At 69.8% G+C, this 16,850-nt stretch carries 13 protein-coding genes and 1 pseudogene; 11 read left to right on the forward strand and 3 right to left on the reverse strand.

The features are described 5' to 3' along the window. Positions 1-55 precede the first annotated feature (55 nt). Complete coding sequence (locus IY392_RS08785) at positions 56-1,219, reverse strand: DUF4185 domain-containing protein (protein WP_107755420.1); 1,164 nt, start codon at positions 1,217-1,219, stop codon at positions 56-58. A gap of 109 nt (positions 1,220-1,328) precedes the next feature. On the opposite strand from IY392_RS08785, the gene IY392_RS08790 reads away from it, so the two are divergent. Further along, positions 1,329-1,844, forward strand: coding sequence for a hypothetical protein (locus IY392_RS08790; RefSeq protein ID WP_231750446.1), 516 nt, complete (start codon positions 1,329-1,331; stop codon positions 1,842-1,844). 42 nt (positions 1,845-1,886) lie between these two features. Here IY392_RS08790 and IY392_RS08795 read toward each other — a convergent pair whose 3' ends face one another. Then, on the reverse strand, positions 1,887-3,218 hold the full coding sequence (locus tag IY392_RS08795) for a DUF4921 family protein (protein WP_309234111.1): 1,332 nt from the start codon (positions 3,216-3,218) through the stop codon (positions 1,887-1,889). Positions 3,219-3,397: 179 nt separating this feature from the next. Between IY392_RS08795 and IY392_RS08800 the strand changes: the two genes are divergently transcribed. The 7 genes from IY392_RS08800 (at position 3,398) to IY392_RS08830 (ending at position 12,759) form a co-directional block, all read left to right on the forward strand. After that, on the forward strand, positions 3,398-4,558 hold the full coding sequence (locus IY392_RS08800; RefSeq protein ID WP_194861011.1) for a hypothetical protein: 1,161 nt from the start codon (positions 3,398-3,400) through the stop codon (positions 4,556-4,558). Positions 4,559-4,839: 281 nt separating this feature from the next. Further along, the gene (gene gltB / locus IY392_RS08805; RefSeq protein WP_107755424.1) at positions 4,840-9,441 is read left to right on the forward strand and encodes a glutamate synthase large subunit; all 4,602 of its coding nucleotides are present in this window, start codon (positions 4,840-4,842) and stop codon (positions 9,439-9,441) included. Further along, positions 9,434-10,906 (forward strand): glutamate synthase subunit beta, encoded by a 1,473-nt coding sequence (locus IY392_RS08810; protein WP_107755425.1) that lies wholly within the window; start codon positions 9,434-9,436, stop codon positions 10,904-10,906. Before gltB ends, IY392_RS08810 begins: the two co-directional genes overlap by 8 nt. A gap of 113 nt (positions 10,907-11,019) precedes the next feature. Then, the gene (locus IY392_RS08815; RefSeq protein WP_107755426.1) at positions 11,020-11,403 is read left to right on the forward strand and encodes a hypothetical protein; all 384 of its coding nucleotides are present in this window, start codon (positions 11,020-11,022) and stop codon (positions 11,401-11,403) included. A 25-nt stretch (positions 11,404-11,428) separates the two neighbouring features. Continuing rightward, entirely contained in the window at positions 11,429-11,728 is a 300-nt protein-coding gene (locus IY392_RS08820; RefSeq protein WP_370446320.1) for an RNA-binding S4 domain-containing protein, read from the forward strand. 5 nt (positions 11,729-11,733) lie between these two features. Next, entirely contained in the window at positions 11,734-12,279 is a 546-nt protein-coding gene (locus IY392_RS08825; RefSeq protein WP_107757922.1) for a hypothetical protein, read from the forward strand. A 96-nt stretch (positions 12,280-12,375) separates the two neighbouring features. Further along, on the forward strand, positions 12,376-12,759 hold the full coding sequence (locus IY392_RS08830; protein ID WP_107755428.1) for a hypothetical protein: 384 nt from the start codon (positions 12,376-12,378) through the stop codon (positions 12,757-12,759). 16 nt (positions 12,760-12,775) lie between these two features. Here IY392_RS08830 and rraA read toward each other — a convergent pair whose 3' ends face one another. After that, entirely contained in the window at positions 12,776-13,258 is a 483-nt protein-coding gene (gene rraA / locus IY392_RS08835) for a ribonuclease E activity regulator RraA (protein ID WP_107755429.1), read from the reverse strand. Positions 13,259-13,391: 133 nt separating this feature from the next. Between rraA and IY392_RS08840 the strand changes: the two genes are divergently transcribed. The 3 genes and pseudogenes from IY392_RS08840 to IY392_RS08850 all read left to right on the forward strand — a co-directional run. Further along, a complete protein-coding gene (locus IY392_RS08840) occupies positions 13,392-14,558 on the forward strand; it encodes an amidohydrolase family protein (protein WP_194861012.1) in 1,167 nt (388 codons plus the stop codon). Beyond that, the gene (gene cls / locus IY392_RS08845; protein WP_194861013.1) at positions 14,555-16,075 is read left to right on the forward strand and encodes a cardiolipin synthase; all 1,521 of its coding nucleotides are present in this window, start codon (positions 14,555-14,557) and stop codon (positions 16,073-16,075) included. Before IY392_RS08840 ends, cls begins: the two co-directional genes overlap by 4 nt. Before the next feature lie 152 nt (positions 16,076-16,227). After that, a pseudogene (locus IY392_RS08850) lies at positions 16,228-16,850 on the forward strand (hypothetical protein); the annotation flags it as partial.

Below are 16,850 nucleotides of genomic sequence, written 5' to 3' on the forward strand. Positions count from 1 at the left end.
TGGCGTGTTACTGACCCACGCTCCTAGCGGGCTGGTCGCACCCGCCGGCGGCGGGTCACCCCGGCCCGGACGCCCCCGGCGGTCGGGGGATGGAGCCCACGAACTGCATCGATCGGTACGGCCAACCGGCGGGGCCCGCGGCCGAGTCGTGGGTGTTCCACTGGCTCACCACGAGGTGCCACTCCTCCGGGGTGGACCCGGGGACGGGGCAACCGCAGTAGAGCTGGGCGACCCGCGCCGGGCCGGCGGTCGGATCAGATCCGTCGGATTCGTCGCCCCAGGCACACCCGTGCAGGAGCGTCGTGTGGGCGGTCACCGAGCGGTCCAGGAGGTCCACTCCGATGTGCGCGAAAGTGAGGCAGTCGATCCGGTAGTGCTCCGCGTCGAAGTAGGTCAGGGTCCAGAAGTCCTCGCACCGCCGCAGGTACATCTCGCCGATACGGCCCGGCAGCACGATGGTGGTGGGGTTGCCCCAGGCCCATGCCCCGTCTCGGAAACCCCACGACTGCCATCCGTTGACGCCGGGGTCGGCCAGGTCCTCCTCGCGGACCCGCATCAGGATGACCCCCTTGTCCCGCTGGAAACCGGTCGACAGCACGTAGACGAATCCGTCCCCGCCCGACTCCCAGGTCCACAGCTGACGGTGCCCGCCCTCGAGCAGGGGGGAGAACGTGACGCCGGTCGGCTCCCAGGTGTCGCCGTCGTCGACGGAGCGGTGGATCTCGGTCCGCGTGACCGTCCCGAGACCCTCGTTGACCATCACCTGGAGATACATGGTGTCACCGAGGGTGAGGACATCACCGGGCAGGACCGTGGAGCAGCCGCGCCCGTGGACGTAGTCGACGAGCTGACCCGCGTAGTCCGGTGGGCCGGGGCCGGCCGCACCCGTCCACACCAGGCCACCGGACGCATCGATGTCGTCCGCGAACAGGCCGACGGGGGATCTCCAGTCCGGATTCCCCGGCCCGGGCCGCTCGTCGGTGGTGGGAGTGCACTGCGCGATCCCGGGGTGGGGCCGACCCACGTGGGGGGCACCCACCCCCGCCCCCGCGAAGGTGTCGCCGAACACGGCGAGCAGGCGCCCGGAGGGTGTCCGGGCCGTGATCCCCAGATCGGTGCCCTCCATCCCGAACGCCGTGGTGATACCCGGCCCGGTGAGGTCGCGGACCTTTCGGGTGCGGGTCTGCGGGGTGCGGGTCGGCGGGCGTGAGTCCGTCATGGCACCGACGCTACCGCCACCCGCGACGACCGGAGAGCCGATCGTGGACGCATCACAATTCGGTCAATGCGCGGGCGAACCCGGAACGCGGACGCGTATGGTCGTGCGCGTGACACACCCCTTCGCACGAGCGGGGCGCGAGATCGTCCCCGGCCACTGGTTCGGCCCCGTGGCCGTCGTGGCAGTCGGGTGTGCGCTCGCGTGGATCATCGTGGGTTTCGGTCACGGAGCCGCACCGGCGCTGCTGGTGTTGGCCCTCACCACCGTGGTGGCACTGTGGAACTCTCCGCTCAGGATGACCGGTCACGAGCCCCTTCAGTCGGTGCGCAGCGCCTGCACCGAGCACGCCGTGGTGGTCCTGTGGCGCCCCGGGTGTCCGTACTCCTCCGCACTGCGGCGGCGCGCCGCGCGGGAGGGCCTCGAGGTGCACTGGGTGAACATCTGGCGGGACGAGGACGCCTACGAGCTCTGCCGCAGCATCAACATGGGCTCGGAGGAGACGCCGACCGCGATGCTGCTCGACCCGGCGCTCTCCGGCCCCGTCGTCATCCCGGCCTCCGTGCCGGGCATCCGAGAGGCCACCGCGGCCAGGCTCCCCCGGGGCCGGGCGCGTCGCGCGATCTAGTCGACGGCCCCCGTTCCCGGCCGACGGCGCCCTGGTTCGGTCTCACCCGAGGGGCCTCGTCCCCTTCACGTCCCCGCACTCGGCCCCGAGCGCCATGTCGGCGATCAGACCCGACGCGCGCAACTGCTCCAGCCGCGGCGCGACCCGATCACGCAGGGCCCACGGGTCGATGGTGTTGACGTGGATCCCGGTCGCCCCCTCGAACCCGGCCGGGGTGGAGATCCGCCACTTGAGCACGATCCGCCACGGCATCGGGGCGGCGACGCCGGGAGGTCGGGTGTGCCACTCCTCATTTGTCGGCACCAGAGGGCCCGTGGCGGCGTGGCAGGCGTGCAGCAGATCGGAGACCCCGCGGAGTTCCTCCGGCGAGTGTTCCCACGGATCGCTCGCCGCCGACCGCGAGTAGACGACGAGGGCGGGATACCGGTGCCCCACCCCGACCACCGCCACGGCGTGCTCGTTGGCCGCCACCACCAGTCCCTCCGAGACCGCGAGACCGATCCCGAGGATGTCGTAGAGGTCCGGTTCGCTCTCCAGGGCGGCCACCTCGCGAACGGTCTTCGCCGGGATCTCGTCGATCGCCACGAGCTGCTTGTGCAGATGGGCGAACGACGCGCCCGCCGGCTGCAGCCAGTTCTGGAACACCGACACGTATCGGGCGTGGGGGTTGTCGCGGTACAGGTTCCGCATGGCGCGGACGGTGAACGCGATGAAGTGCTGGTGTTCGGCCGGGTCGAGGGATCCCGAGGAGGCATGCCCCCCGGTGGTGGCGGCGCCCTCGACGAGGTGGCGGCGGGCCACCACGACATCGTGGCAGCCGCCGAAGAAGCTCTCCGAGCGCGCGGCCAGTTCCGCGGTATCCATGGCATCGACGATGGACGGATCCCCCTGTGCTGCCGCGATCCGGGTCCGGAGCAGCGAACGGACGTGTTCGACACCGGCCTCGGTCTCGAGGTAGGCGGACTGATGCGCGGAGGCTCCGGCCGGGATCCGATAGCCGTGGACCGCTTTCCAGTAGTCGAGCGAGACGATCTCGAAGAGGTTCCCGAAGAGCCTGAACTCGGGCGTCGTCAGGTCGAGTTGGTCCGGGGCGACCCGGTCGAGGGTCCTCCATGTGCTGCCGTCGCGTACCAGGCGCGACTTCTCCGGGGTGGTCTCGCGAAGTCGGGACACGCAGAACGCGCAGTGAGCCTCCGGGGCGACCGGGTCCACCGGGCGGACCTCGCCGGGGTGATGGTCGACGGGGCGGTTACCGCGGCCCGGGACCGTCCACACCTCGGTGCCGGTGAAGGGGTTCGTCTGCTTGACGGTCCCGTCCGCCATCCGGCGCAGCGGTCGAATCCGGGGCGACGGGGTGTCGGGCGGGGTGGTCACGCGCCGAGCCTAGGCGGTGCCGGGTGCCTGGCCGACGACCGCGAGGAGAATGCCGCGCCCGCACCGGTGGAACTGTGATGAAGGTAACACTATCCTGAGTTTCCACGATGTGGGTATGAGGCAGGGGGATTGGTGCTAGCCATCCCGCGTGGAGACACCGACCGAACAGAGGACCGAAGATGTCATCGAAACGTGCACTACACATTCGTGCGGCGGCCGTTGCCGGCGCGGCCCTTCTCGCGGCATCCGGGTCCCCGGCGGTCGCAGGTGCTCAGGAGGGGTCGCTCGACCTCGGACTGGGACTGAATCTCGAGTTGTTGCTCGGGTCGGCGGGATCCGGTGAAGAAGGGTCCCTCGAGGGTTCCCTCGAGCCCGGTTCCCTCGAGCCCGGCTCCCTCGACCCCGGCTCGCTGGGGCAGGGTTCGTTGGAAGGCTCCCTTGAGCCGGGCTCCCTCGATCCGGCCTCGCTCGCGCCGCTGTCCGCGGGGTCGGATGAGGGTTCGCTCGAGGGCTCGCTGGAGCCCGGTTCGCTGGAGCCTGGCTCACTGGAGCCAGGATCGCTGGAACCCGGTTCGTTGGAGCCGCTGTCCGCGGGTTCGGATGAGGGATCTCTCGAGCCGGGATCCGTCCAGGCCGGTTCGCTCGTGGCGTTGACCGTGCTCCTCGCGCTCGGTTCGGAGGGGGGCGAGGGGTCGCTCGATCCGGCCTCGCTCGCGCCGCTGTCCGCGGGGTCCGATGAGGGTTCGCTCGAGGGCTCCCTGGAGCCGGGGTCGCTCGATCCCGCCTCACTGGCGCCGCTGTCGGTGGGCTCCGAGGCCGGGTCGCTGGAGGGCTCCCTCGAGGGGTCGTTGGAACCCGGGTCGCTGGAGCCCGGCTCGCTCGACGAAGGCTCGGTGGAGGGTTCTCTCCCGACGGGTTCATTGGAACCGGGTTCCGTCGAGGGGTCGCTCGCCCCGGTCGGTTCCCTGACCGCATCCCTGGCCCCGTTGGGTTCGACGGTCGGTTCCGCGGTCGGGTCACTGCCGATCCTGCTGCCGGTGGTCCTCGTCGGTGGTTCGATCGCCGCCGCCCCGATGATCGGGCAGTCGGTCATGGACCTCGGGCTGGTCCTGCCACCACTGCCCGGGATGCCCATGGCGCCGCCCGCCCCGGTCGCCGTTCCCGAGGCGCCGCCGGCCCCCGGGCCGACAACCCCCAACGGTCGCGGGGGAGAACCGGGTGCCGCGGGGGGCGTCGCGGTGGCCGCGAACGCGGCGATCGTCACCACGGGATCGCTCGGAGACTACGAGGTGGTGCTGCCGGACGGTGTCACCCTGCCTCCGCTGCCCTTCATCCGGTGACCTGACACGCGATCGGCGAACCGAGGCGCGTTCCGCCCCGCTCCGAGTGGACCACTCGGAGCGGGGCGGTCGCCGTTTCGGCGCCGGTTGCACGTGCGACCTGAGAGAAATCTCACAGGGTGGAATCCGTGTCCCACGTCAGTCGGCGTTGATTGACGAAACCGAATTGTGCGGCTAACCCCTTTTCCCCATATTATTTGCGGGCCAGAGCACCACGGTGATCTGAGTGCGGGTGCTCCAGCCACCACGGAGTCCGCCCGTCGACAAACGAAGGCGAGCAGATTATGACGACTCCCGGCCCCAAAGGCTTGTACCGCCCTGAATATGAACACGATTCCTGTGGTGTCGCGTTCGTCGTGGACATGTACGGACGCCAGTCCCGGGACATCGTCGAGAAGGCGATCGCCGCGCTCGTGAACCTCGAACACCGGGGTGCGGTGGGAGCCGAGGCCAACACCGGTGACGGCACGGGCCTGATGATCCAGGTGCCGGACCGGTTCTTCCGCGAGGTGATGCGGGCGGAACAGAACCTGGAGCTGCCCGAGGCCGGTGCGTACGCGACCGGCCTGTGTTTCCTCCCCCAGTCCCGGATGCTCGCGATGGACGCCATGCGGTTGGTGGAGCGGATCGCCGCGGAGCAGGGGGTCACCGTCATCGGATGGCGCGAGGTCCCGGTGGACGACTCGACGGTCGGGGCGATCTCCCGCGACGCGCAGCCCACCATCCACCAGATCTTCGTCAAGGCCGCGGGTGCCGACGGGGCCCTGCTCACCGAGCTCGCGCTGGAGCGCAAGTGCTTCGTGGTCCGCAAGCGGTGCGAGCACGAACTCGGATCCAAGGGGCCCGGCAAGGGCGACCTGGGCTCCGAGACCGTGTACTTCCCGTCCCTGAGCCCCCGCACGTTCGTCTACAAGGGAATGCTGACGGAGAAGCAGCTCCCGGACTTCTACCTCGATCTTCAGGACGAGCGCGTCGAGTCCGCCCTGGGAATCGTGCACTCCCGGTTCTCCACCAACACCTTCCCGGCCTGGCCGCTCGCGCACCCGTTCCGCTACGTCGCACACAACGGAGAGATCAACACCGCTCGCGGCAACGAGAACTGGATGCGGGCCCGGGAGTCGCTCATGTCGAGCGAGCACATCGAGGACCTGTCGGCAGCGCTGCCCGTCTGCACCCCGGGTGGGTCCGACACCGCGCGGTTCGACGAGGCACTCGAGTTGCTGACGCTGGCCGGCCGCACTCTCCCGCACGCCGTGATGATGATGGTCCCCGAGGCCTGGGAGCGTCACGAGACCATGGATCCGGCCAAGCGGGCGTTCTACGAGTACCACGCCTCGCTAATGGAGGCCTGGGACGGTCCGGCGTCGATCACCTTCACCGACGGCACCGTCATCGGAGCGGTCCTCGACCGCAACGGGCTTCGCCCCTCCCGGATCTGGGTCACCGACGACGGCCTCGTCGTCATGGCCTCGGAGGTCGGCGTCCTGGACATCCCGCAGGACAAGGTCGTCACCAAGACCCGCCTGCGCCCCGGTCGCATGTTCCTGGTCGACACCGCCGCGGGGCGGATCATCGACGACCAGGAGATCAAGGCGCAGCTGGCCGCGGAACACCCGTACCAGCAGTGGCTCGACGACGGCATGATCCGCCTCGGCGACCTCCCCCAGGTCAACCAGGAGATCATGAGCCACGAACGCGTGGTGCTGCGGCAGCGGGTCTTCGGCTACACCGAGGAGGAACTGCGCATCCTGGTGTCCCCGATGGCCCGGGTCGGGGCCGAGGCGACCGGGTCGATGGGCACCGACACCCCGCTGCCGGTGCTCTCGCAGCGGGCCCGCATGCTGTTCGACTACTTCGCCCAGCGGTTCGCCCAGGTCACCAACCCGCCGCTCGACGCCATCCGCGAGGAGCTCGTCACCAGCTACGGGGTGACGCTCGGGCCCGAGGGCGACCTCATCAACCCCGGTCCGGACTCGTGCCGCCAGATCAGGCTCGACAACCCGATCCTGGGCAACGCCGAGCTCGCCTCACTGCTGGCGGCGGGGGACACCCACCCGGGGTTGCGTGCGGTGACCGTGCGCGGGCTCTACAACGTCGCGCACGGCGGCCGGGGCCTGCGGATCGCGCTGGAGCGCATCCGCCGCGAGGTCTCGGAGGCGATCGACGACGGGGCCGCGATCATCGTGCTCTCGGACCGCGAGTCCGACGAGCGCAACGCCCCCATCCCGTCGCTGCTGTTGACCGCCGCGGTGCACCACCACCTGGTCCGGGAGAAGACCCGCACGAGAGTCGGCCTGGTGGTGGAGTCGGGTGACGCCCGCGAGGTGCACCACATGGCGGTGCTGTTCGGCTACGGCGCCAACGCCATCAACCCGTACATGGCCTTCGAGTCGATCGACGAGCTCGTCAAGACGGGCGACCTCACCGGTATCGACACGGTCGAGGCCTGCGCCAACTACCGCAAGGCGGCCGCCAAGGGCGTGCTCAAGGTGATGTCCAAGATGGGTATCTCCACGCTCGCCTCCTACACGGGCGCCCAGCTGTTCGACATCACCGGACTGTCGCAGGAGCTGTGTGACGAGTACTTCACCGGCTCGATCAGCCCGATCGACGGGATCGGCCTCGACGAGATCGCCGAGGACGTGGCCCGTCGGCACCGCTTCGCGTTCCTGCCGCGTCCCGAGGAGGCGGCCCACCGCGAGCTCGAGATCGGCGGCGAGTACCAGTGGCGGCGCGAGGGCGAGTACCACCTGTTCAACCCGGACACGGTGTTCAAGCTCCAGCACTCCACGCGCTCCGGCCGGTACGAGATCTTCAAGGAGTACACCGCGCTCGTCGACGATCAGTCGGAGCGTCTGGCCACCCTGCGCGGCCTGTTCGAGCTCAGGAGCGACCGCTCGCCGGTGCCCATCGACGAGGTCGAGCCGGTGTCGGAGATCGTCAAGCGGTTCTCCACCGGCGCGATGAGCTACGGTTCCATCTCCGCGGAGGCGCACGAGACCCTCGCGATCGCGATGAACCGCCTGCACGCCCGGTCCAACTCGGGAGAGGGCGGCGAGTCGATCGCGAGGTTCACCCCCGACCCCAACGGGGACTGGCGCCGGTCCGCCATCAAGCAGGTCGCCTCCGGCCGGTTCGGCGTGACCAGCAACTACCTGGCCAACTGCACCGATATCCAGATCAAGATGGCCCAGGGTGCCAAGCCGGGCGAGGGCGGACAGCTCCCGCCGGGCAAGGTCTATCCCTGGGTGGCCGAGGTCCGTGGGTCCACGCCGGGCGTCGGGTTGATCTCGCCGCCGCCGCACCACGACATCTACTCGATCGAGGACCTGGCGCAGCTCATCTACGACCTGAAGAACGCCAATCCCGAGGCGCGGATCCACGTCAAGCTCGTCGCCGAGCAGGGCGTGGGGACCGTCGCGACGGGCGTGTCCAAGACCCACGCCGACGTGGTGCTGATCTCCGGCCACGACGGTGGCACGGGCGCCTCGCCGCTGACCTCGCTCAAGCATGCGGGTGGGCCGTGGGAGCTGGGGCTCGCAGAGACCCAGCAGACGCTGTTGGTCAACGGGCTACGCGACCGGATCGTCGTGCAGGTGGACGGGCAGCTCAAGACGGGCCGCGACGTGATCGTCGCCGCGCTGCTCGGTGGCGAGGAGTTCGGTTTCGCCACCGCCCCGCTCGTCGTGGCCGGATGCGTCATGATGCGCGTCTGCCACCTCGACACCTGCCCTGTGGGTGTGGCCACCCAGAACCCGGTGCTGCGTGAGCGGTTCAACGGCAAGGCCGAGTACGTGGTGAACTTCATGGAGTTCGTCGCGCAGGAGGTCCGCGAGTACCTGGCCGAGCTGGGTTTCCGATCCCTCGACGAGGCGATCGGGCGCTCCGAGTGCCTGGACAAGTCCCGGGCGTTCGCGCACAACAAGCGGGCCGCGAAGCTGGACCTCGAGCCGGTCTTCGCCCAGGCGGACTCCCCCTTCATGCACCAGGACCTGCGCTGCACCAAGCAGCAGGACCACAAGTTGGAGGGGGTGCTCGACCGCACGCTCATCGAGGACTTCCGGTCGGTGATCGCCGACCCGTCGAGCGGTCCGTCCACCGGTCGATACCCGATCTGCAACGTCAACCGCTCCGTCGGCACCATGCTCAGTCACGAGATCTCCAAGGCGTACGGTGCGGCCGGCCTGCCCGAGGGGACGATCGACCTGACCTTCACCGGTTCGGCGGGCAACTCCTTCGGGGCGTTCCTCGCCGCGGGCGTGACCCAGCGGGTGTTCGGTGACGCCAACGACTACGTGGGCAAGGGGTTGTCCGGGGGACGGATCGTGGTCCGGCCCGCCCTGGACGCGGCCCCGGACTTCGTGGCGGAGAACAACATCATCGCCGGAAACGTGATCTGCTACGGGGCGACCAGAGGCGAGATCTTCCTGCGGGGGATCGTGGGCGAGCGCTTCTGCGTCCGGAACTCGGGTGTCACCGCGGTGGTCGAGGGCGTGGGTGACCACGCCTGCGAGTACATGACGGGCGGTCAGGTGGTGGTGCTCGGGTCGACCGGTCGCAACGTGGCGGCCGGGATGTCGGGCGGTGTCGCGTACTTCTACGACCCGGACGGGCAGCTACCCGCGAACCTCAACGACGAACTCGTCGAGATCGAGCAGCTGCTGACAGAGGACGTCGAGTTCCTGCACCGCATCGTCGAGCAGCACGCCGCCGAGACCGACTCGGCCCGCGCCCGGGAGATCCTGTCCGGGTGGGCGCAGAACGTGAATCACTTCGCCAAGGTCATGCCGCGCGACTACAAGCGCGTGCTGCTCGCCATCGAGCAGGCGGAGAAGGACGGACGCAACGTGGACGAGGCGATCATGGAGGCCGCAAATGGCTGACCCCAAGGGCTTTCTCAAGCACACCGAACGCGAGCTCCCCGCGCGCCGCCCGGTGGACCTGCGAATCATGGACTGGAAGGAGGTCTACGAGTCGACGACCCTCCCGGAAGACGACCTGAAGACCCAGGCCAGTCGCTGCATGAGCTGCGGCATCCCGTTCTGCCACCAGGGGTGCCCGCTCGGCAACATCATCCCGGAGTGGAACGACCTCGTGCACCGGGGACGGTGGGACGCGGCCGTGGACCGTCTGCACGCGACCAACAACTTCCCCGAGTTCACGGGTCGACTCTGTCCGGCCCCGTGCGAGGGTTCGTGCGTCCTGGGGATCAACCAGCCACCGGTGACGATCAAGCAGGTCGAGGTGGAGATCGCCGAGAAGGCGTGGGAAGACGGCGACATGGAGCCGGTGATCCCCTCCTTCCGTACCGGACAGTCGGTGGCGATCGTAGGGTCCGGGCCCGCAGGGCTGGCGGCCGCACAGCAGCTCACCCGCGCCGGGCACTCGGTCACGGTCTTCGAGCGCGATGACCGCATCGGTGGTCTCATGCGCTACGGGATCCCCGAGTTCAAGATGGAGAAGGAGATCATCGACCGTCGCCTCGCCCAGATGGAGGCGGAGGGCACGGTCTTCCGCCCCGGCGTCAACGTGGGCAAGGACATCACCGCCTCGCAGCTGCGCGCGGAGTTCGACGCGGTCGTCCTCTGCGGCGGCGCGACCATGCGCCGGGACCTCCCGGTCCCGGGACGGGAGCTCGACGGGATCCACCAGGCGATGGACTACCTGCCGCTGGCCAACAAGGCCGCCGTCGGTGATCCGGTCGTGGACTCCGACGGTCTGCCCGAGATCCACGCGCGGGACAAGCATGTGATCATCATCGGCGGTGGCGACACCGGCGCCGACTGCCTCGGAACAGCCACCCGCCAGGGCGCGAAGTCGGTCAAGAGCTTCGAGATCATGCCCAGGCCTCCCGCGACCCGTGCCGCCTCGACCCCCTGGCCCGTCTACCCGCTGATGTTCCGGACGGCGTCGGCGCACGAGGAGAACGGCGAGCGGATCTACAGTGTCTCGACCGCCGAGTTCCTCGGTGAGGGCGGCCATGTGACCGCGCTCAAGGGGTCCGAGGTGAAGATGGTCGACGGGCGTTTCGAGGCGGTGCCCGGCACCGACTTCGAGTACCCGGCGGATCTCGTCCTGCTGGCGATGGGGTTCACGGGGGCGCAGAAGTCGGGGCTGTGCTCCGACCTCGGGGTGGATTTCAGCGACCGGGGGAATGTGGACCGGGACGAGAAGTACGCGACCAACGTCGACGGGGTGTTCGTCGCAGGCGACATGGGGCGCGGCCAATCGCTGATCGTGTGGGCGATCGCCGAGGGGCGCGCCGCGGCGGCCTCGGTCGACCGCTTCCTGATGGGGGAGACCGCCCTGCCGTCGCCCGTGCGACCCACGGACGTCGCACAGCGCTGACCAGGGGACGCGCGGTCGTGGCCGCACCGCGGGGTATCGTTTTGCCTTAATAGAACCTAAGATGTGAGGCACCTCGCTTCAGGCCGCCCCGGCCGTCGTCACGGAAGGCATACATGGTCCGCCGTCGCCCTGCCGCCGTGTCCGGTGCCGTGTTCATCCCTCTGGTCGTCGCCTTACTCGTGGCGCTGTGCCTGTCGCTCGCCATGGCCGGCGGTCCTGTGGCCTCCGCACAGGGGACAGGCTCCGGCGCACGGGTCGAGGTGACGGATCTGCCCGTCCTCAGCGAACTCCCGCCCCTTCCGGTGGAAGGGGACTCACCGGAGACGGAGGACGAGTCGGACTCGTCCCCCCTGGGGATCTCCGGCGTTCAGACCGTGGCACTGGGTCTGGCCGCCGCGGTGCTCGTCGCCGGCGGGATGGGCCTGGCCGTGGTGACGCGGCGCGGCCGGGTGGTGCTGCCGGAGGAGCAGGCCCCGCCCACCGGTCCTGCCCCGTGAGGGCGGGGCCGATAGGCTCGGCGGTATGAGCCGCCATATCGCAGGACGGGGACGGACCCCGCGGGTGACGCCGCGGGTCGGTCCACCAGTGCACGACGTCGAGTGTGATCTGAGCAGCAAGCTGACCCTGGGCCAGTTCCTCAAACTGGCGTCCCTGCTCGACTCCGGAGCGGAGGCCAAGGACGCTGTCGCGTCGGGCGCGGTGACCGTCAACGGACACGTCGACGAGCGTCGGGGTCGAGGGCTGGTCGACGGCGACGTGGTGGCGTACGCGGCACGAGCGGCCCGCGTGGTCGCCCGGGACGGACAGGGGAGAGCTCAGTGACCGAGATGACGTCCGGTGCCGGTCCGGCCCCGGTGGTGCTGCACGACGACGACCCGGGGGCCCGCCGCTACGCGGGGTGGTTGGCCGAGGAGTTCGAGACCCGCAGCTCCCATCACGATTCCGTGGATCCCGCCGAGCTCGTGGTGGCCGGGACGGTCGTGCTCGTGACGGGCATGCGTCCTGACGGTGGTCTGGGTGGGTCGGCGTTCATCAAGGACAACTGGGAGGCCCTGGTGGAGGCCGGTCGCCGGGTCGCCGTCGTCATGGTGGGTCCCACCCCGGTCACCGATGACGCACGGATAGACCTCATGTCCAGCGAGTTCTCCGCCGACCAGCTCCGCGACCTCAAATTGTTCCAGTTGCGCGGCGTGGTGACCCCTGACCAGCTCGGATTCCGCCAGCGCCTGGGGCTCAAGACCGCGTTGGCGGCTCTGCGACGGAAGGCGGACCGCACCCCGGAGGAGGAGTCGATGCTCGAACTGGGCGGGGTGGACCTCACGGACCGCCTGTCCCTCGGTCCGCTCCTGCGGTGGATCAGACGCGAGGCGTGAACTCTCCGGGGCGACCGACGCGGACCGTGATACCCGTTACACTGCGTGAGGACGGCCCCACGCCCGGGTGGGGTGCCTACCCGGAGGTTCCCTGACATGCGCACCACCATGCTCGCCGCGGCCTCGTCCGCCCTGATGGCGGCCGCCCTGGTCGTCGGCGCCGGATCGGCGGCGGCGGCGCCCGATGAACCGACGGGCCCGTTCTGCGTGTGGATCCAGACGCAGAACGGACTGCGCTGCATGTCGGTCGATCCGGCGACGATCGACGCGCTGGGGAGCCTGGGCTACGGTTCGTTCGGTACCGGCTCGCTGATGGATCTGCTGTCGACGCTCATCAACACCGGCTCGGTCGTCCTGTCCGTGGACGTGCCCAACTCGACCGGCTCGTACGCGCCCGGGTCCCTGGGGAGCTACGGTCCGGAGGCCTCGATCGGCGAGCTCGCCGTGGGCTCCATCGGGTCCCTCGCGGGGGCGTCCTAGTCGAGGTCGGTGTGGGTCAGCGCACCACGATCCCGTCGGAATCCGCATAGAGCATGTCGCCGGGGACGAAGTCGACCCCGCCGAAGCCCACCGTCACGTCGCGCTCCCCGGCTCCGGTCTTCGACGATTTCCGCGGATTCGTCCCGAGGGCCTTGCACCCGAAGTCCATCCCGCCGATGACCGCCGAGTCGCGGATCGCCCCGTGCACCACCACCCCGGCCCAGCCGTTGGACCGTCCGAGCTCGGCGATGAGGTCTCCGACGAGCGCGGTGTGCACGCTAGCGTCACCGTCGATCACCAGGACCCGGCCGTGTCCGGGTTCGCCCAGGACACTCTTGAGCAGTGCGTTGTCCTGGAAGCACCGGACGGTGGAGATCGGTCCGAAGAACTCGGTGCGCCCACCGAGGTCGAGGAACTGGGTGTCGCAACTGCGCACCCCCTCCCCGATCTCGTCGACGAGGTCGGCGGTGGGGACGAATCCGCTGGGGGTGTCGGTCATGGCTGGCCCTCCGGTCTGGTGTCGAGTTCCCTTCACGCTATCCCGCGACCCCGGCCCGGTGGACCTCAGCCGTGGGGGACAATGGCACCTGACGGTGTCACCGAGATCCCCCGAGACGGAGGAGGACCGATCCGTGGCCAAGTACGAGCTCCTGATCCACGCCCGCCGCGCCGTGGTCGACGGCCGCATCCAGCAGGCCGCCGTGACGGTGGACGGAGGCGTGATCTCCTCCGTGCGCACGGGGTCCGAGGCGCGTGACGTCGGGTTGGCGGGTGACCACACCGTCGATCTCGGCGACGACATCGTACTGATGCCCGGTCTGGTCGACCCTCATGTGAGCACCGAGGACGTCGCGGTGGGAACCCGGTCGGCCGCCCTCGGGGGGATCACCTCGGTGGTCGACTACGGCACGAACGGCGACCCGGCGGCCACCACCGTGGAACAGGTCGACCGCTGGCACGAGGCCGTGGCCGGGGAGTCCTTCGTCGACGTGGGATTGTGGGGTGCCGCGGTGCCCGACAACCTGGGTCGGCTCGGCGCCCTGCTGGACCGGGGGGTTTTCGGCATCTCCGCGGTGGCGGAGGGCAAGGGTGTCGCGGGGACCCCCACCCTGACCGGCCGGGACCTGGTGGCGGCGGCCGAAGAGGTCGCCGGTCACGGCGGTCTGTTCGCGGCGGATGCCGGCATCGGGGACCTACCCGCCCTGCTGGACGTCTGTCGTGGGACCGGCGGCCGCCTGCATCTCCGGGCCCTCGCCGACCCCGAGGAGCTGCCACTCCTGCGCGCGGCCAAGGCGGAGGGTCTGCGGGTGACCGCCTCCACCAGCCCGCACCTGCTCGCCCTGGTCTCGGAGGTCACCCACGGGGGGACCGCCGGCGCCGAGCTGGACCCCCCGATCCGGGACGCCGCCACTCGCGAGCTCCTCTGGGACGCACTGCGAGACGGCACCATCGACGCGATCGCCTCCGCCCGGCTCGGACTGTCGGTCGTGTGGACGGAGGCGCGGCGCAGGGGGTGCGATCTCGCGGACGTGGCCTGCTGGATGTCAGGGAGGACGGCCGCGATCGTCGGGCTCGAGGACCGGGGGGAGATCCGGACGGGCCTGCGGGCCGACTTCGCGGCCGTCGCCGACGACGAGGCGTTCGTCGTCCTCCCCGGCGCCCGCGAGCTCGGATCGGCCGACGCGGTATATGCCCAGAGGGCACTGGCGGGAGTGGTGCGCTGGACCATGACCGACGGTCGCGTCGTCGATCCCCGATCCCTCGCCAGAGGCGCCGTCCTGTCCCGGCCCGGCACATGAACCCCGTGGTCGAGCGACTGGCCTTCCTGCCGTTCCCGGCGGGTGTGACCTCGGCCCTGCTCATCACCGAGTACGCGCTCAAGATCCTGGCCCTGGGCATGGTCCCGGAGAACCGGCAACCGGCGTCCTCGCAGGCCTGGCTGCTGGTGATCCTGTTCATCCCGATCGTCGGGGTGCCGCTGTTCCTGCTGCTGGGCAACCCGTACATCACCGGACGACGACACATCATCCAGGCGGAGGCCAACAGGCTCTACGAGGAGGCCCTCGAGGACCAGCCCACGGTTCCGGACTCGGTGCGGGTGGATCCCGGCGTGCGGACCATCCTCGAGATGAACCGTACGCTCACGGCGATCCCCTGCATGTCAGGAGATTTCGTGGCGCTGCACTCGGACTACTCCGCGTCGCTGGCGGCGATGACGGCGGCGGTGCGGTCCGCCCGTGACCACGTGCACATCGAGTTCTACGCCCAGTCCTGGGATGACGAGACCGATGATTTCTTCGACGCCGCCGTCGAGGCCGCGGAGCGGGGGGTGGCGGTGCGGGTGCTGGTCGATCACCTCGGTTCGTTGAGGTACCGGGGATTCGCGCTGCTCCGCCGGCGTCTGCGTCGCACGCCGGTCGAACTCCACCTCATGCTGCCGATCAACCCGTTCGTGGGCAGGTTCCGGCGGCCCGACCTCCGCAACCACCGCAAGATGCTCATCGTCGACGGAGACCGCGGGTTCATCGGTTCCCAGAACCTCATCGCCCGGAATTACGGCAGTCCCCGCAACGCCCGGTTGGGGCGGGAGTGGGTGGACCTCATGATGGAGGTCCGGGGGGAGATCGTCCGCGCGATGGACGGGGTCTTCCTCGTGGACTGGTACTCCGAGTGCGGGGAGGTCATCGGCACGCTCGAGGAACTGTCCCGGGGACTACCGGTGGCCGCCGGTCGTCCTGCGGGCGACCCGACCGCCGGCGACCCGGTCAGCGCGTTTCAGCTCGTCCCGTCCGGGCCCGGGTACCGCACGCAGCCCAACCTGCGGATGTTCACCCAGCTCATCGGCCAGGCCGAGCATCGGATCAGGATCGTCAGTCCGTACTTCGTCCCGGACGAGGCGCTGCTCCACGCGGTGACGTCGGCGGCGTTCCGGGGTGTCGATGTGGAACTGTTCGTTCCCGAACACGCCGACCAGTTCCTGGTCCACCACGCCCAGCGCTCCTACTTCCGTGCGTTGCTCGAGGCCGGGGTCCGGATCAACAGGTTCCGCTCGCCCGCCGTGTTGCACACCAAGATGTTGCTGATCGACGACTTCACCGGGGTGGTGGGGTCGAGCAACATGGACCAGCGGTCGTTCAACCTGAACTTCGAGATCAGCCTGCTGGTCCTCGGCGGAGAGGCGGTGGCCGAGATGAACGAGGCGGTGGACGCCTACCTCGAGGACAGCACTTCTCTCGACCTGGAGACCTGGCAGCGCCGACCCTGGCCGGGGCGCTATGTGGACAACGTCGCGCGACTGAGTTCGGCGCTCCAGTAGACCTGGGACCCGTCCGGCCGCGCGCCCGCCCCGGGTGTGTCCGTCCGGGCGGCCGGCCCGCGATGACACCCGGCCCAGGGGGCCGACCCTGTAGTAGTACGCTTTGCGTGCGTGGGCCGGAGGGCCCTGCTCGTGACGAGAGGCCAGCACACATGCCCCAGAACAGTGTTTCCGGACTCAGGGCGAGGCGCATCGGCGCGGTGGTCGCCACAACCGCACTGGCGGCCGTCGGTATCCCGGCCGCGGCCCACGGGCAGGAGACCTCGGGCTCCGATTCCTCGTTGCCCACCCAGACCGGCAACAGCAGCGTCGACGGCCTCATCGGACTGATCCCCGACGAGATCGTCATCGGGAACCCCGGCGTCGGGGCGGGATCCGAGGGGCTACGGGATCTCGGGAGCGGCGTCGTGCCGGACACCGCACTGTCCGTGGGTCAGGTCCTGGGCTCCGTGGCGCCCCTCGAGGCCCTGGGATCGGCGGGCGGGTCCGCGGCCGCCTCCGTGGCGTCCTCGGGAAGTCTGCCCGGTTCGGTGTACGTGAACCCGACCGGATCGCTCGGGTCGGGCACCATCGGACTCGGATCGCTTTCCATACCCGAGTACCTCTTCCCGGTACTCAGCGTGCAGCTGGCCGGCGGGTACTTCGCCGCCATGGCCGAGCGCCAGGAGGCCGGAGAGCTCTATCCGCATGAGTTGTCGTTCTGGCATGACGTGGTGGTGGGGTCGGCCGAGGCCGGCGGCGCCCTGGAGGACGCCGCTGCCGGGGCCGGGACCGA

The organism is Dietzia sp. SYD-A1 (assembly GCF_015356725.1).
Lineage (GTDB): Bacteria > Actinomycetota > Actinomycetes > Mycobacteriales > Mycobacteriaceae > Dietzia.

Coding starts and splice junctions, on each gene's coding strand:
- IY392_RS08785 (WP_107755420.1), bottom strand. CDS start 1,219: ATGACGGACTCACGCCCGCCGACCCGCACCCCGCAGACCCGCACCCGA.
- IY392_RS08800 (WP_194861011.1), top strand. CDS start 3,398: ATGTCATCGAAACGTGCACTACACATTCGTGCGGCGGCCGTTGCCGGC.
- IY392_RS08810 (WP_107755425.1), top strand. CDS start 9,434: ATGGCTGACCCCAAGGGCTTTCTCAAGCACACCGAACGCGAGCTCCCC.
- IY392_RS08815 (WP_107755426.1), top strand. CDS start 11,020: ATGGTCCGCCGTCGCCCTGCCGCCGTGTCCGGTGCCGTGTTCATCCCT.
- IY392_RS08820 (WP_370446320.1), top strand. CDS start 11,429: ATGAGCCGCCATATCGCAGGACGGGGACGGACCCCGCGGGTGACGCCG.
- IY392_RS08825 (WP_107757922.1), top strand. CDS start 11,734: ATGACGTCCGGTGCCGGTCCGGCCCCGGTGGTGCTGCACGACGACGAC.
- IY392_RS08830 (WP_107755428.1), top strand. CDS start 12,376: ATGCGCACCACCATGCTCGCCGCGGCCTCGTCCGCCCTGATGGCGGCC.
- rraA (WP_107755429.1), bottom strand. CDS start 13,258: ATGACCGACACCCCCAGCGGATTCGTCCCCACCGCCGACCTCGTCGAC.
- cls (WP_194861013.1), top strand. CDS start 14,555: ATGAACCCCGTGGTCGAGCGACTGGCCTTCCTGCCGTTCCCGGCGGGT.